Below are 15,077 nucleotides of genomic sequence, written 5' to 3' on the forward strand. Positions count from 1 at the left end.
CTGCACCGTCGACCTCGACGGTGCCGAGTGCGTGGACAACAACCCCGGCACCAACAACGTCGGCTCTCAGCCGGTCGAGCAGGGCAAGGCCAAGGAGGAGCTGGCCGAGACCGGCGCCGCCGAGACCTCGTTCCTGCTGATCGGGGCCGCGACCATGATCGCGGGTGGCATCGGCTTCCGGATGCTGCCGCGTCTCGTCGGTGGCGGTCGCACCGCCGCGTAATCGCGCGTAATCGCCTGTAAGCGAGCGATCGCGTCATAGCGTGACAGAAGGGCCCGGGGTGCATCCGCACCCCGGGCCCTTCCGCAGTCGGTCTACGCCGTGCGGTACGCCGCCAGTAGCGCCATCGCCGCGATCAGTACCACCAGAAGCGTGAGCAGCGCCGTGGGGGACAGGCCGCCCAGCGGTCCCTGCTGCTGAAGACGTTCACGGTTCGCCCGGCACACGGGGCAGCGGCCCTCGGAGACCGGGGCCGCGCAGTTCGCGCACACCAGTCGGTCGTAGGTCATGCGCTTTTCCTCCTCCCGCGTGGCGGTTCTCTCCGCACAACGCTCTGGGAAACGCAACCGTTCCCCCTCCCACTGTGCCAGCTCTTCGGGCTTTCGGCTCGCGCCGTCGGATTCCGCCCGTTCCGCCCCGGGGGACATAAAGGATAAAGGACGTAAGACCTGACCGCGACTGCACGGGTCATCCCCGTTCGCGTATGGTCACGCACACCTACTCCCTGCCGACCGTGGTGCACCCGTGATCCGATTCGACAGTGTCTCCAAGTCCTACCCGAAGCAGAACCGCCCCGCCCTCAGGGATGTCTCCCTGGAGATCGAGAAGGGTGAGTTCGTCTTCCTGGTGGGATCCTCCGGCTCCGGAAAGTCCACCTTTCTCCGGCTGATCCTGCGGGAGGAGCGCGCCAGCCACGGGCAGGTGCACGTCCTCGGCAAGGATCTGGCGCGGCTGTCGAACTGGAAGGTGCCGCACATGCGCCGCCAGCTCGGCACCGTCTTCCAGGACTTCCGGCTGCTCCCCAACAAAACCGTCGCCGAGAACGTGGCGTTCGCCCAGGAGGTCATCGGAAAGCCGCGCGGTGAGATCCGCAAGGCGGTGCCGCAGGTCCTCGACCTCGTCGGTCTCGGCGGCAAGGAGGACCGCCGGCCCGGTGAGCTCTCCGGTGGTGAGCAGCAGCGCGTCGCCATCGCCCGGGCGTTCGTCAACCGGCCCGCTCTCCTCATCGCCGACGAGCCCACCGGAAACCTCGACCCGCAGACCTCGGTCGGCATCATGAAGCTGCTCGACCGGATCAACCGGACCGGCACCACCGTCCTCATGGCGACCCACGACCAGAACATCGTCGACCAGATGCGCAAGCGAGTCATCGAGCTCGAACAGGGCCGTCTCGTACGTGACCAGGCGCGCGGCGTCTACGGCTACCAGCACTGAGCAAGTGACCGGTAGCAGCAGCTAGAAGGAAAGGCTGAAAGAGTCGCATGCGCGCTCAGTTCGTACTGTCCGAGATCGGCGTCGGTCTCCGGCGCAATCTCACGATGACCTTCGCCGTCATCGTCTCCGTAGCCCTCTCGCTCGCCCTCTTCGGCGGCGCCCTGCTCATGCGCGAGCAGGTCAGCACGATGAAGGACTACTGGTACGACAAGGTCAACGTCTCCATCTTCCTCTGCAACAAGAGCGATGCGGGCACCTCGCCCAAGTGCGCCAAGGGCGCGGTCACCGCGCAGCAGAAGGAGCAGATCGAGGGCGATCTGAAGAAGATGGACATCGTCGACACCGTCCATCACGAGACCGCCGACGAGGCGTACAAGCACTACCGGGAGCAGTACGGCGACACCCCGATCGCCTCCACCATCACCCCGGACCAGATGCAGGAGTCCTTCCGGGTCAAGCTCCACGATCCGGAGAAGTACAAGGTGGTGGCAACGGCCTTTGCCGGCCGGGACGGTGTGCAGTCCGTCCAGGACCAGCGCAACATCCTGCAGAACCTCTTCGACCTGATGAACGGCATGAACGTCGTCGCGCTGTACGTGATGGCGCTGATGCTCGTCATCGCGTTGATCCTGATCGTCAACACCGTGCGGGTGTCGGCCTTCAGCCGACGGCGTGAGACGGGCATCATGCGGCTGGTCGGCGCGTCCAGCTTCTACATCCAGATGCCGTTCATCATGGAGGCCGCCTTCGCCGGACTGCTCGGTGGCGCCGTCGCCTCCGTGATGCTGCTGGTCGGCCGCTACTTCCTCATCGACCACGGCCTGGCGCTCGCCGACAAGATGCAACTGGTCAACTTCATCGGCTGGGACGCGGTCCTCACCAAGCTGCCGCTGGTTCTCGCCATCGGGTTGCTGATGCCGGCGCTGGCCGCTTTCATCGCGCTCCGCAAGTACCTCAAGGTGTGACATGCGCCCCGGGCGCCGTACGGGCAACAACCGTACGGCGCCCTTCGCTTGTCCTAGAGTGGGCGGCATGCCGGGCCCGTCCTTCTGTCTCAGGCCCCGCCGCTTCGGCCGCGGGGCGGCCCTGACATTGGTCTTCGCGAGCGTCCTCGCCACCGCCGTGGTCACCGACTCCCTTCCCCGCGCGGAGCGGACGGAGCCCGGACCGCGCGTGGCCGCGGCGCCGGCGGACCGGACGACCATCGACCGCGACGAGCTCGCCCGTACGACCGCCGACGCCATCGCGGACGGCAAGTCCGGTACGCAGGCCGCCGAGGAGTTCGTCAGCCGCAGCGGCGACCGCTGGGGCGCGGTGTACGACCCGGGCGAGTACGAGGAGTTCACCCAGGCGCTCGGCGGCGCGTACACCGGCGTCGGCCTCTCCGCCCGCAAGGCCGGCGACGGGCACATCGAGGTGGCCCGGATCCGCGACGGCGGGCCCGCCGCGCGGGCCGGGATCAGGCCCGGCGACCGGCTCCGTACGATCGACGGCCGCCCGGTGGACGGGCTGCCGGTCTCCGAGGCCGTCGCCCTGCTGCGAGGCGACCGGGGCGACCGGGACGGCGGGAGCGCGGCCCCTGGGACCACGGTCGTCCTCGGGATCGAGCGCGGCGGCCGCGCCTGGACCCTGACCCTGCGCAGGGCCACTCTGGTCACCGACCCCGTCACTGTCCGCAGGCTCGACGGCGGCGCCGTGCTGATCAAGGTGACGGCGTTCACCAAGGGCGCGGGGGAGCGGGTGCGCAAGGCGGTACGGGCCGCCCCGGCCGGCGCAGGGGTCCTCCTGGACCTGCGGGGCAACGCGGGCGGGCTGGTCTCGGAGGCCGCCGAGGCCGCCTCCGCCTTCCTCGACGGCGGTCTGGTCGCCACGTACGACGTCGACGGCGAGCAGCGGGCGCTGTACGCGGACGCGGGCGGGGACACCGACCGGCCGGTCGTCGCCCTGGTCGACGGCGGCACGATGAGCGCCGCCGAGCTGCTCACCGGCGCCCTGCAGGACCGTGGCCGGGCCGTCACCGTGGGTGCGCGCACCTTCGGCAAGGGGGCGGTGCAGATGCCGAGCGCGCTACCCGACGGGTCGGTCGCCGAGCTGACCGTCGGCCACTACCGCACCCCCGCGGGCCACAGTGTGGACGGCCGGGGCATCACGCCGGACCTGGTGGTGGGCGACGCGTCGGGCGGACGGGCCGAGCAGCGGGCCCGCACAGTATTGAGTGGCCTCGGAGGGGCCTCGTAGTGCGAAAATGACTGCACTATGGCAAAGGGACTCGTCAACGTGCAGGGCAAGCCTGCGAAGAAGCAGAGCCAGGACAAGGGGCCGGAGCGCAAGCTCATCGCGCAGAACAAGAAGGCGCGGCACGACTACCACATCCTCGACACCTACGAGTGCGGTGTGGTGCTCATGGGTACCGAGGTGAAGTCGCTGCGGATGGGCCGCGCGTCGCTCGTGGACGGCTTCGTCCAGATCGACGGCCACGAGGCCTGGCTGCACAACATCCACGTCCCGGAGTACTCCCAGGGCAGCTGGACCAACCACTCGGCGAAGCGGAAGCGCAAGCTGCTGCTGCACCGCGCCGAGATCGACAAGCTGGAGCAGAAGGCGTCGGAGACGGGTCACACGATCGTGCCCCTCTCGCTGTACTTCCTGGGCAGCCGGGTGAAGTGCGAGATCGCGCTCGCCAAGGGCAAGAAGGAGTACGACAAGCGTCAGACCCTCCGCGAGAAGCAGGACACGCGTGAGGCGAGCCGGGCGATCTCTGCGGCCCGCCGCCGTCAGCGGGAGGCCCAGCGCGGCTGACCCGGCGGCCCGGGCGGGCCGACTCGGCCGGCCGCCGGGAATACGCTGGCGACCGCCCGCGTTGGTCACGTACGATGGGCCACGCACCTCACAGCGGGTGCGCTTTTTGAAAAAACAACATGGGGATGATCGGTTTCGACAGCGGATGTCGAAGCAGGGGAAGCGTGTCGAGGAAGCGGCAATGATCTCGTAAACCACGCGCCGAAACCAATAATCGCCAACACCAAGCGCGATTCCTTCGCCCTCGCTGCCTAAGTAGCGACTTGCGAAGTGTCAGCCCGGGGCTGTTCCCGACCCGGATCCTGGCATCAGCTAGGGGACTAAACCTTGATCCCGGTCACGGGGTGAAGAGGGAAATCAAACAGTGACTGAGCCCGTTCCGGACTTGTCTGGGTGATCCGGAGGGCTGAGAAACTCGTACCAGACTGCACACGGAGAAGCCCTGGTTCCGCACCGTTGGACGCGGGTTCGATTCCCGCCATCTCCACTCATCCCATGTGGGCGAAGGCCCGGCGGCCGTCACGGCTGCCGGGCCTTCGTCATGCCCGGGCGGTCTTCCCGGCCGCTTTCTCCGGCCAGGGCCCCGCGGGGACCAGGACCGAGAGGGCCAGCGCCAGGGCCGCCGCGGCGGCCGGCAGGACGTAGCCGTACGCCGGGCCCCACCGCTCCACCGTCCAGCCGCCTGTCGCCGAGCCCACCGCGATACCGCCGAGGATCGCGGTGACCGCGAGGGTCATGCCCTCGTTCAGCTGGCCGCGCGGGGTGATCCGCTGGACCGTCGCCATCGCCGTCACCATCGTCGGGGCCGTCGCCATCCCCGCCACGAGCAGCCCGCAGGCCACCGCGAGCAGTGAGCCGGTCCCCGCGCCGAGCAGCGGCATCGGCATCAGCAGGGCCATCGCGGCGAGGCAGGTCCGCAGGCCCGCCGTGCGGCGCGCCCGGCCGAAGACCAGGCCCGCCGCGCACGACCCGGCCGCCTGGAGTGCGAGGACCGGGCCGGCCACCGGACCGTCCGCGTAGGCGATCGTCACGACCTCCATCGCGCCGAACACCGCGCCCGTCGCCCCGAACACCGCGAGCAGCGCCGGCATGCCGGGGGCGCGCAGCGGGGAGCCCTTGGTGGTACGCGGAGCGACCGGCGGCTCGGTGGAGCGCTGCGCCGCGAAGAGCACGACGCCGGTGAACAGCAGGATGGCACCGACCAGGGTGCCCGCCTCGGGGAAGAGCGCGGAGCACAGGAAGGCCGCGAGCACCGGGCCGAGCATGAAGCACAGCTCGTCGACGGCCTGCTCGAAGGCGTTCGCCGCGTGCAGGGCCGCCGGGTCGCCCCGGTGCATATGGGCCCAGCGGGCCCGCGACATCCCGCCCGTGTTCGGCGTGGTGGCCGTCGCGGCGTACGCGGCGAACAGCGTCCAGGCCGGGGCGTGGTGGTGCACGCACAGCAGCAGCGCGAGCGAGCCGAGCGCCGCCACCGCCGTCGCCGGCACGGCCACCCGCGCCTGCCCGTGGCGGTCCACGAGCCGCGCGGTCCACGGCGCGACGAGCGCGGTGGCGGCGAGGCCGGTGGCGGTGACCGCCCCGGCCAGCGCGTACGAGCCGTACGCCCCGGAAATCATGATCACCGCACTGACACCGAACATGCCCATCGGCAGCCGGGCGATCAGGTTCCCGGCGGTGAAGGCCCGCGCGCCGGGGGCGGCCAGCAGGCGCCGGTACGGGCCGGGGGCCTTGCCAGGGCGGGACGGGCGGCCGGGCGGCGGGGTGAGGACCAGCAGTCCGCCCGCCGTGGTCATCCGTGGAGAGGTCTTCGTCTGCGGCATGGATCAAGGTTCGGGGCCGGGCCCGGCCCCGGTCCAACACCTGATCCGTCGCCATTCACGCGTTTGTGTTGTTGAATGCGGCGTGGCCCACGACATCGACCCCCGGCTGCTGCGCGCGTTCGCCGCCGTCGCCCAGGAGCTGCACTTCACCCGCGCCGCCGCCCGACTTTACGTCGCGCAGCAGGCGCTCAGCCGGGACATCCGGCGCCTGGAGCGGGAGTTGGGCGTCGAGCTGTTCGTCCGCACCACCCGGCAGGTGGCGCTCACCGGCGACGGCGAGCGGCTGCTGCCGTACGCGCGAGCGGTGCTCGACGCGCACGACGCGCTCGCCGCCGCCTTCGGGCCCGACGCGCGGCCCCTGCTCGTCGACCTCAACACCGAGGGCATGATCTCCGGGCTTGTCCTCGCCCGGGCCCGCGAAATCGCCCCGGACTGCGAGCTGATGGCCCGCTTCGAGAGCGGACTGACCCGGGCGGCCGCCGAGATGCTCGCCGGGCGCCTGGACGTCTCCTTCGGGTACGTGGGCGGCCTGGAGCCCGCGATCCGGGCCGGCCTCGCCCAGCAGCCCGTACGGTACGAGCCGCTGGCTGTGCTCCTGCCGTACGACCATCCGCTCGCCGACCGCCCGACGGTCCCGCTGGACGCCCTCGCCGGGGAGTCCGTCTACGCGGGCGCCGGCAACCCCGGGACGCTGGAGTGGACCGGGCTGGCCGAGCGGCTCTTCGAGGGGCGGGGGATCGGCATCGCGCCGCCCGCGCCCGTCGCCGTCGGGAAGGAGGAGTTCCGCCGGGTCATGGCGAGGACCCGGACCCCCGTCCTGGCCACGGTCGGCTTCCCCGAGCTGCCCGGATGCGTGCTGCGCCCCCTCACCGACCCCGTGCCGCTCTCCCCGGTCTTCCTGGTCTGGCGCAAGGGCCTGCGCCATCCCGGCCTGGACGCCCTGCGCGCCGCCGCCGCCGAGCTCGGCGCCCGCGAGGGCTGGCTGCGCATCCCCCAGGGGGCCTGGCTGCCCGCCGACCACCTCGGGCTCACAGCACCGGGGGGCCGTGGGTGAGAGCAAGGTTGCGCACCGGTCACTTCCTGCCACCGGGCCGAAACGAGGTCTCCCTAGCGTCGGAGCAGAGGCCGGGAGCTCCGGCCCCCCGACACCGCGGAGGTATCTGATGGGCGGCCGATGGATCGAACGGTGGGAACCCGAGGACGAGACCTTCTGGCGCGAGACAGGTGAGCGGATCGCCAAGCGGAATCTGCTCTTCTCCGTCTTCTCCGAGCACATCGGCTTCTCCGTGTGGAGCCTGTGGTCGGTCATGGTCCTGTTCATGGGGCCGGAGTACGGCGTCGACCCGGCCGGGAAGTTCTTCCTGATCGCGACCGCCACCCTGGTCGGCGCCTTCGTCCGGGTCCCGTACACCTTCGCGGTCGCCGCCTTCGGGGGCCGGAACTGGACCGTGGTCGGCGCGCTGCTGCTGCTCCTGCCGACCGGGCTCGCCTACGCGGTGATGGAGCCCGGCACGTCGTACACCACGTTTCTGCTGGTGGCCGCGCTCACCGGCGTCGGCGGCGGCAACTTCGCCTCCTCCATGACCAACATCAACGCCTTCTTCCCGCTGCGGAAGAAGGGCTGGGCGCTCGGCCTCAACGCGGGCGGCGGCAACATCGGCGTACCGGTCGTCCAGCTCATCGGCCTGCTGGTGATCGGCACCGCCGGCGCCGCCCACCCCCGGATCGTCCTCGGCGTCTACATCCCGCTCGTCGTCGTCGCCGCCGTCTGCTCCGCGCTCTTCATGGACAATCTGACGCCCGTCAAGAACGACACCGGGGCCGTCAAGGAGGCCGTGCGGGCCCGGCACACGTGGATCATGTCGTTCCTCTACATCGGCACCTTCGGCTCCTTCATCGGCTACAGCTTCGCCTTCGGACTCGTCCTGCAGACGCAGTTCGGCCGCACCCCGCTGCAGGCCGCCTCGCTCACCTTCATCGGCCCGCTGCTCGGCTCGCTGATCCGGCCCGTCGGCGGCTCGCTCGCCGACACCTACGGCGGCGCCCGGATCACGCTGTGGACCTTCGCCGCGATGGCCGCGGCGACCGGTGTGGTGATCTACGCCTCCGTGATCGAGTCGCTCACCGTCTTCCTCGTCGGCTTCATCGGACTCTTCGTCCTCAGCGGCCTCGGCAACGGCTCCACGTACAAGATGATCCCGGCCATCTTCCTCGCCCAAGGGCACCGCAAGGGCCTGGCGGGCGAGCGGGCCGAGGCGTACGGGCGGCGGCTGTCCGGCGCCTCCATGGGGCTCATCGGCGCCGTCGGCGCCCTCGGCGGGCTCGCCATCAACCTCGCCTTCCGGCAGTCCTTCCAGACCGCCGGCACCGGCACCGCCGCCTTCGTCGCCTTCCTCGCCTTCTACGGGGCGTGCATGGCCGTCACCTACGCGGTATACCTTCGCCGGCCCGGGTCCGTACCGGCGAATGCCGCGGGCGCGGAGGAAAAGCAGCAGCTCGGTTACGCCGAGGTGTGATCCATGGCCGAAACGGGAGCGGTCCGTAACGGCGGAGAAATACCGGTGAACCGCGGATGTCACGCTTCCGCGTCAGGCTCATTCATCATGTACGAGCAAGAACAGGGCCCCCTCGCGGGGTTCACCGTGGGTGTCACGGCGGCGCGGCGCGCGGACGAGCTCGGCGCCCTGCTGCGCCGCCGCGGGGCCGCCGTGCTGCACGGCCCGGCCCTGAGGATCGTGCCCCTCGCCGACGACACCGAACTCCTCGCCGCCACCAAGGACCTCATCGACCACGCCCCGGACATCGTCGTCGCGACCACCGCGATCGGCTTCCGGGGCTGGGTCGAGGCGGCCGACGGCTGGGGCTTCGGCGAGGAGCTCCTCGACCGGCTGCGCGGGGCGGAGGTGCTGGCCCGCGGCCCCAAGGTCAAGGGCGCGGTACGGGCCGCCGGGCTCACCGAGGAGTGGTCGCCGTCGTCCGAGTCCATGGCGGAGGTGCTCGACCGGCTCCTCGGCCAGGGCGTGGCGGGCCGCCGGATCGCGCTCCAGCTGCACGGCGAGCCCCTGCCCGGCTTCGTCGAGTCGCTGCGGGCGGCCGGCGCGGAGGTCGTCGGCGTCCCCGTCTACCGCTGGATGCCGCCCCAGGACCTCACGCCGCTCGACCGGCTCCTGGACGCGGCCCTCACCCGGGCGCTCGACGCTGTCACCTTCACCAGCGCCCCGGCCGCCGCCTCGCTGCTCAACCGCGCCGAGGAGCGGGGCGTGCTGCCCAGGCTGCTCGACGCGCTGCGCCACGACGTCCTCGCGGTCTGCGTGGGACCCGTCACCGCGCTGCCCCTGCAGGCGCGCGGGATCGACACGTTCCAGCCCGAGCGGTTCCGGCTCGGGCCGCTGGTGCAGCTGCTCTGCCAGGAGCTGCCGTCCCGGGCCCGTACGTTCCCGGTGGCCGGCCACCAGATCGAGATCCGCGGCCACGCGGTCCTCGTCGACGGGGTCCTGCGACCGGTCCCGCCGGCCGGGATGGCGCTGCTCAACTCCCTTGCCCGGCGCCCCGGCTGGGTGGTCTCCCGGGCGGACCTGCTGCGGGCGCTGCCCGGCGCGGGCCGCGACGAGCACGCCGTCGAGACGGCGATGGCCCGGCTGCGGACGGCCCTGGGCGCGCCGAAGCTGATCCACACGGTAGTGAAGCGGGGCTACCGGCTGGCCCTGGACCCCGTCGCCGACACCAAGTACGTGGAGGAAGCGGGCGTCTGACGGGGCATGGGTTTCAGCGGCGACAGGGGTGTCTACCGTAGGGGCCATGTCCCTGAGCATCCGTCCCGCCGAGCCCTCCGACGCCCCCGCGCTGGCCGCCGCCCTGCTCCGCAACCGCGCCTACACGCAGCCCCGGGAGCCCCGCCGCGACGCGTCCTACTACACCGCCGAGGCCCAGGCCGAGCGGCTGGCCGCGCCCGGCACGCGTATGTGGTTCGCGGTCGACCGGGAGCGGATCGCCGCCGCCGCCACGCTCTCCGGGATCGCCCGCGGGCCGTTCTGCAGCGCGAACCTCGGCTACTGGGTCGACGAGGAGTACGCCGGAAAAGGCCTCGCCACCCGGCTCGTCGAAGAGGTGTGCCGGGCCGCCCGCGAGGAGCTCGGGCTGCACCGCGTCGAGGCCGGGACCATGCTCGACAACGCCGCATCCCAGCGCGTCCTGGCCAAGACCGGCTTCGAGCGGTACGGAACCGCGCCGCGCTATCTGCACATCGACGGCGAGTGGCGCGATCACCACATCTTCCAGCGGATCCTGCACGACGATCCGCCGGCGCCGTAGCCGTCGCCGCGTGAGGCGGGCACCCTGGTCGGGACCCCACCCCCGAGGCAGGCGGTGACAGGACCATGACACTACGGTTCGACTCCGGGCGGATCTGCCTGGACCTTGCCGCGCACCCGCTCGACACCCCCCACGCCCTCGACCACTGGCTCAGGGCCACCGGCCTCGTCCCCGCCACCACGCCGCTCCCCGCCCTCGACCGGCACTGGCTGGCCCGATTCCGCGAACTGCGCGCCTGCGTCGCCACCTTGGCCCGCGCCCAGCTCGGCGGAGCCACCGGACCCGCCCCCGACCTCGACCGGCTCAACACCCTCGCCGCCGCCGGCACCCCGCCCGCACCCCGCGCCGTACGCGACGAACACGGCCAGCTCGTACGGGCCTTGCACGCCGAACCCGACTGCCCCGCCCTCCTCGCCGCCGTCGCCCGCGACGCGGTCGACCTCCTCACCGACCCCGTCGCCCGCACCCGGCTGCGCCAGTGCGAAGGTGACAACTGCCGCCGCCTCTACCTCGACACCTCCCGCGGACGGCGCCGCCGCTGGTGCTCCAGCGAACTGTGCGGCAACCGCGAACGGGTGGCCCGCCACCGGCGCCGGAGCGCCGCCGCGAAGGTCTGAGGGGGGCCCGGAAAAAAATTCTCGCGCGCCTTTGAGTCGATCCCGCCCGCCCTGCGTAATCAGGGACGACAAGCAGTCAGTCAGGGTCTCGACCGGGAGGTTCAGGGTGCGCAAGGATGCGGCCGTGGCCGATGACCGTCCTCATCGGGCCCGGCATCGCGCTGAGACACCACGCCTCGACCCCTCGGTACCCGACGAGGAGCTGATGCGGGCGCTCTACCGCGAACATGCCGGCCCGCTGCTCGCCTACGTACTCCGCCTCGTCGCCGGCGACCGCCAGCGGGCCGAGGACGTCGTACAGGAGACGCTCATCCGTGCCTGGAAGAACGCCGGCCGGCTCAACCGGGCCGCCGGCTCTGTCCGACCCTGGCTGGTGACGGTCGCGCGGCGCATCGTCATCGACGGCCACCGCAGCCGGCAGGCCCGGCCGCAGGAGGTCGATCCGTCACCGCTCGAGGTCATGCCCGCGGAGGACGAGATCGACAAGGCGTTGTGGTTGATGACGCTCTCGGATGCGCTCGACGATTTGACCCCGGCCCACCGGGAAGTGTTGGTCGAGACGTACTTCAAGGGGCGTACCGTCAATGAGGCGGCCGAGACACTCGGCATACCCAGCGGGACCGTCCGGTCCCGGGTGTTCTACGCACTGCGTTCGATGAAGCTCGCGCTGGAGGAGAGGGGGGTCTCGGCATGACGTCGCACGGATACGAACAGGAGTCGGTGCACGACGCGGCCGGCGCGTACGTGCTCGGCATCCTGGACGACGCCGAGGCGACCGCCTTCGAGGCGCATCTGGCCGGCTGCCGGATCTGCGAGGCCCATCTGGAGGAGTTCTCCGGCATGGAGTCGATGCTGGCCATGCTCGCCGAGCCGCCCGGACCGCCGCCTGCGCCCAGGCCCGTCGCGCCCGTCCCTGAGCCCCGGCTCCTCGACCGGCTCGTCGACGAGGTCGCGATCAAGCGCGCCCAGCGCCGCCGCCGGAGCATGTACATGGTCGCGGCCGCCGCCGCGCTGATCATCGGCGGCCCCGCCGTCGCCGTCGTCGCCACCTCCGGCGGTGGTACGCAGAACCAGGCCGCGCCCCACCCGCACCCCACCAGCCCGGCCGAGGACGCCTTCTTCCACCACATGGAGGAGAAGAAGTCGGCGACGGACACGAACACCAAGGTCAGCGCCACGGTCGGGATGGAGAAGAAGGCCTGGGGCACCCACACCGTCCTGGAACTCAAGAACGTCAAGGGCCCCCTCAAGTGCAACCTCATCGCCGTCTCCAAGACCGGCGAGGAAGAGGTCGTCACCTCCTGGGCCGTGCCGAAATGGGGCTACGGGATCGCCGACAGCACCAACGAATCCGCCCGCAATCCCCTCTACGTCCACGGCGGCGCGGCCATGGACCGTAACGACATCGATCACTTCGAAGTACGTACGTTCGACGGAACGCGCCTGGTGGAGGTGGACGCCTGACCCCCACCGCCTGACACGACGGCCCCCCTTCGCGTACGCTCGACGGCTGCCCAGTGCACGTCAGAAGGGGGCCCCGTGGCCGCGCAGGAAGCCGTTGACTCGGTCCGGGACCGCGAGATCGGTGTCGAACAGGAACATCTGGACCGGGTCTACCGCCGTCTCGAGGAGAAGATCCACGAGGCGGAGTTCCTCATGAACGACGCCGCCCAGCGCGGCCAGGTCGGCACGCCCGGCGCCCTCGCCGAGCGCGACGCCCAGGTCTTCCGGGCCGGAATCCACCTCAACCGGCTCAACAACGAATTCGAGGACTTCCTCTTCGGCCGTATCGACCTGCTCCACGGCAAGGACGGCAAGAAGGGCCCCGACGGCGCCTACACCTCCGTCGAGCCCGCCGAGGACGCCGTACGCGCCGACAGCACCGCCGAGATCGGCGAGACCCTCCACATCGGCCGCATCGGCGTCCTCGACTCCGACTACGCCCCCCTCGTCATCGACTGGCGCGCCCCCGCCGCCGCGCCGTTCTACCGCTCCACCCCCGTCGACCCCGGCCGGGTCGTCCGCCGCCGCGTCATCCGCTCCAAGGGCCGCAAGGTCCTCGGCGTCGAGGACGACCTGATGCGCCCCGAGCTCAAGGCCACCCTCGACGGCCAAGACCTTCCCGTGATCGGCGACGGCGCCCTGATGGCCGCCCTCGGCCAGGCGCGAAGCCACACCATGCGCGACATCGTCGCCTCCATCCAGGCCGAGCAGGACCTCGTCATCCGGGCCCCCGCCGCCTCCGTCACCTACGTCGAGGGCGGACCCGGCACCGGCAAGACCGCGGTCGCCCTGCACCGCGCCGCCTACCTCCTCTACCAGGACCGCAGGCGGTACGCGGGCGGCATCCTCATCGTCTCCCCGACCCCCCTCCTGGTCTCCTACACCGAGGGTGTCCTGCCCTCCCTCGGCGAGGAGGGGCAGGTCGCGATCCGCGCCGTCGGCTCCCTCGTCGACGGCGTGGAGGCCACCACGTACGACGACCCCGCCGTCGCGCGCGTGAAGGGCTCCTCCCGGATGCTCAAGGTCCTGCGCAAGGCCACCCGGGGCGCCCTGGAGAACGGCGACAGCCCCCAGCGGCTGCGGGTCGTCGCCTTCGGGCGCCGCCTGGAGCTGGAGGCCGACGAGCTCCAGCGCATCCGCCACACCGTCCTCGGCGGCACCGCACCCGTCAATCTGCTGCGCCCCCGCGCCCGCCGGCTGCTCCTGGACGCCCTGTACACCAAGTCCGGCGCGGCCACCCGCCACAGCGACCCGGAGCTCGCCGCCGAACTGCGCTCCTCCTTCGACGAGGACGTCTCCACCGAGGACTCCTTCCTCGCCTTCCTGGACGCGTGGTGGCCCGAGCTCACCCCCCGGCAGGTGCTCGCCGCCATGGGCGACGAGAAGCGGCTCGGGCGCTGGGCGCGCCGCGTCCTCAACCCCGGCGAGGTGCGAAGACTCGCCCGCTCGCTGCGCCGCACGGCGTACTCGGTCCACGACGTGGCGCTGCTCGACGAGCTCCAGACCCTGCTCGGCACCCCCGCCAGGCCCCGCAAGAAGCGCGAACTGGACCCGCTGGACCAGCTCACCGGCCTGGAGGAGCTGATGCCCGTACGCGAGGAGACCCAGCGCGAGCGGGCCGAGCGGCTGGCACAGGAGCGCACCGAGTACGCCCATGTCATCGTCGACGAGGCCCAGGACCTCACCCCCATGCAGTGGCGCATGGTCGGCCGCCGCGGCCGGCACGCCACCTGGACCGTGGTCGGCGACCCGGCCCAGTCGTCGTGGTCGACCCCGGACGAGGCCGCGGAGGCCCGTGACGAGGCGCTGGGCACCCGTCCGCGCCGCCGTTTCGAGCTGACCGTCAACTACCGCAACCCGGCCGAGATCGCCGAGCTGGCCGCGAAGGTGCTGACCCTGGCCATGCCCGGCAAGGAGTCGCCGCGCGCGGTCCGCTCCACGGGGGTGGAGCCACGGTTCGTCACCGCGGGAGCCCAGGCGACGGCCGGGACCGTACGGGAGGAGGCCGAGCGGCTCCTCGCGCGCGTGGACGGCACCGTCGGCGTCGTCGTGGCAATGAACCGCCGGGAGGAGGCCGCCCGCTGGCTGGCCGGCCTCGGCGAGCGGGTGGTGGCGCTGGGCTCCCTGGAGGCGAAGGGCCTGGAGTACGACGCCACGGTCGTCGTCTCGCCCGCGGAGATCGCGGACGAGTCCCCGGCGGGCCTGCGGGTGCTGTACGTGGCGCTGACCCGGGCCACCCAGCAGCTGACGGTGGTCTCGGGCCCGCGCGACGAGCCCGACGCGGACGGCGTCCCGGATCTCCTCAGGGACTGAGCGGTGCCCACCGATCCGCGGTTCGGGGGCTGATTTCAGGTCAACGGGCCGTGGCGGAATCACTTGCCAGGGTGGTTTGTTAGCCTGTGTGTGGCACCGGCTCGATCCAAGCCCCCGGGCCCAACCTTCGTCGCTACGAGCGACCACTTGCCGCGAGGCGAGCATGGCGGGTCGGTGCCACTTGGTACGTATCTACAGAAGAGGTCCGCGTCACCCCACCGGTGACGCGGACCTCTTCTGTTTCCCCTTCAGTTCTCGTATGGTGGAAAAAAGTTTCCG

At 71.5% G+C, this 15,077-nt stretch carries 15 protein-coding genes and 1 other RNA gene; 14 read left to right on the plus strand and 2 right to left on the minus strand.

Going from position 1 to position 15,077, the window contains the following annotated elements; all coding sequences use genetic code 11:
• Positions 1 to 223 (plus strand): LPXTG cell wall anchor domain-containing protein (locus tag IEZ01_RS10175; protein WP_189201204.1); only part of this gene is annotated, 223 nt, incomplete at its 5' end.
• Positions 224 to 315: 92 nt separating this feature from the next.
• Here IEZ01_RS10175 and IEZ01_RS10180 read toward each other — a convergent pair.
• Positions 316 to 510, minus strand: a complete 195-nt coding sequence (locus IEZ01_RS10180) for a hypothetical protein (protein WP_189201225.1) — start codon at positions 508 to 510, stop codon at positions 316 to 318.
• 235 nt (positions 511 to 745) lie between these two features.
• Here IEZ01_RS10180 and ftsE point away from each other — a divergent pair, with 235 nt between their 5' ends.
• From ftsE to ssrA, 5 genes are all read left to right on the plus strand, one after another.
• Positions 746 to 1,435, plus strand: coding sequence for a cell division ATP-binding protein FtsE (gene ftsE / locus IEZ01_RS10185; protein WP_019886767.1), 690 nt, complete (start codon positions 746 to 748; stop codon positions 1,433 to 1,435).
• A gap of 47 nt (positions 1,436 to 1,482) precedes the next feature.
• Complete coding sequence (ftsX, locus tag IEZ01_RS10190; RefSeq protein ID WP_019886766.1) at positions 1,483 to 2,400, plus strand: permease-like cell division protein FtsX; 918 nt, start codon at positions 1,483 to 1,485, stop codon at positions 2,398 to 2,400.
• A gap of 67 nt (positions 2,401 to 2,467) precedes the next feature.
• Positions 2,468 to 3,673, plus strand: a complete 1,206-nt coding sequence (locus IEZ01_RS10195; RefSeq protein WP_189201234.1) for a S41 family peptidase — start codon at positions 2,468 to 2,470, stop codon at positions 3,671 to 3,673.
• A gap of 18 nt (positions 3,674 to 3,691) precedes the next feature.
• Positions 3,692 to 4,234 (plus strand): SsrA-binding protein SmpB, encoded by a 543-nt coding sequence (smpB, locus tag IEZ01_RS10200; protein ID WP_019886762.1) that lies wholly within the window; start codon positions 3,692 to 3,694, stop codon positions 4,232 to 4,234.
• Positions 4,235 to 4,355: 121 nt separating this feature from the next.
• Positions 4,356 to 4,724: a transfer-messenger RNA gene (gene ssrA / locus IEZ01_RS10205) on the plus strand.
• 49 nt (positions 4,725 to 4,773) lie between these two features.
• On the opposite strand, the gene IEZ01_RS10210 is transcribed toward ssrA, so the two are convergent.
• Complete coding sequence (locus tag IEZ01_RS10210; protein ID WP_189201441.1) at positions 4,774 to 6,027, minus strand: MFS transporter; 1,254 nt, start codon at positions 6,025 to 6,027, stop codon at positions 4,774 to 4,776.
• Positions 6,028 to 6,136: 109 nt separating this feature from the next.
• On the opposite strand from IEZ01_RS10210, the gene IEZ01_RS10215 reads away from it, so the two are divergent.
• The 8 genes from IEZ01_RS10215 to IEZ01_RS10250 all read left to right on the plus strand — a co-directional run bounded on the left by IEZ01_RS10215 (position 6,137) and on the right by IEZ01_RS10250 (position 14,798).
• Entirely contained in the window at positions 6,137 to 7,108 is a 972-nt protein-coding gene (locus IEZ01_RS10215) for a LysR family transcriptional regulator (RefSeq protein WP_189201236.1), read from the plus strand.
• 109 nt (positions 7,109 to 7,217) lie between these two features.
• Positions 7,218 to 8,570 carry a nitrate/nitrite transporter gene (locus IEZ01_RS10220; protein ID WP_019886757.1) on the plus strand — a complete coding sequence of 451 codons (1,353 nt, stop codon included), beginning with the start codon at positions 7,218 to 7,220 and terminating at the stop codon, positions 8,568 to 8,570.
• An 87-nt stretch (positions 8,571 to 8,657) separates the two neighbouring features.
• A complete protein-coding gene (locus tag IEZ01_RS10225; RefSeq protein WP_019886756.1) occupies positions 8,658 to 9,806 on the plus strand; it encodes a uroporphyrinogen-III synthase in 1,149 nt (382 codons plus the stop codon).
• A gap of 46 nt (positions 9,807 to 9,852) precedes the next feature.
• Positions 9,853 to 10,365 (plus strand): GNAT family N-acetyltransferase, encoded by a 513-nt coding sequence (locus tag IEZ01_RS10230; RefSeq protein WP_019886755.1) that lies wholly within the window; start codon positions 9,853 to 9,855, stop codon positions 10,363 to 10,365.
• Positions 10,366 to 10,430: 65 nt separating this feature from the next.
• On the plus strand, positions 10,431 to 10,982 hold the full coding sequence (locus IEZ01_RS10235) for a CGNR zinc finger domain-containing protein (RefSeq protein WP_189201238.1): 552 nt from the start codon (positions 10,431 to 10,433) through the stop codon (positions 10,980 to 10,982).
• A gap of 106 nt (positions 10,983 to 11,088) precedes the next feature.
• Positions 11,089 to 11,676: a sigma-70 family RNA polymerase sigma factor gene (locus tag IEZ01_RS10240; RefSeq protein WP_078513300.1), complete on the plus strand. Its 588-nt coding sequence runs from the start codon at positions 11,089 to 11,091 to the stop codon at positions 11,674 to 11,676.
• Positions 11,673 to 12,446, plus strand: coding sequence for a zf-HC2 domain-containing protein (locus IEZ01_RS10245; protein ID WP_019886752.1), 774 nt, complete (start codon positions 11,673 to 11,675; stop codon positions 12,444 to 12,446). The genes IEZ01_RS10240 and IEZ01_RS10245 overlap by 4 nt, the downstream gene beginning before the upstream one ends.
• Positions 12,447 to 12,521: 75 nt before the next feature.
• A complete protein-coding gene (locus tag IEZ01_RS10250) occupies positions 12,522 to 14,798 on the plus strand; it encodes a HelD family protein (protein WP_019886751.1) in 2,277 nt (758 codons plus the stop codon).
• The last annotated feature ends 279 nt before the right edge of the window (positions 14,799 to 15,077 follow it).

The organism is Streptomyces purpureus (assembly GCF_014648195.1).
Taxonomy (GTDB): Bacteria; Actinomycetota; Actinomycetes; order Streptomycetales; family Streptomycetaceae; genus Streptomyces; species Streptomyces purpureus.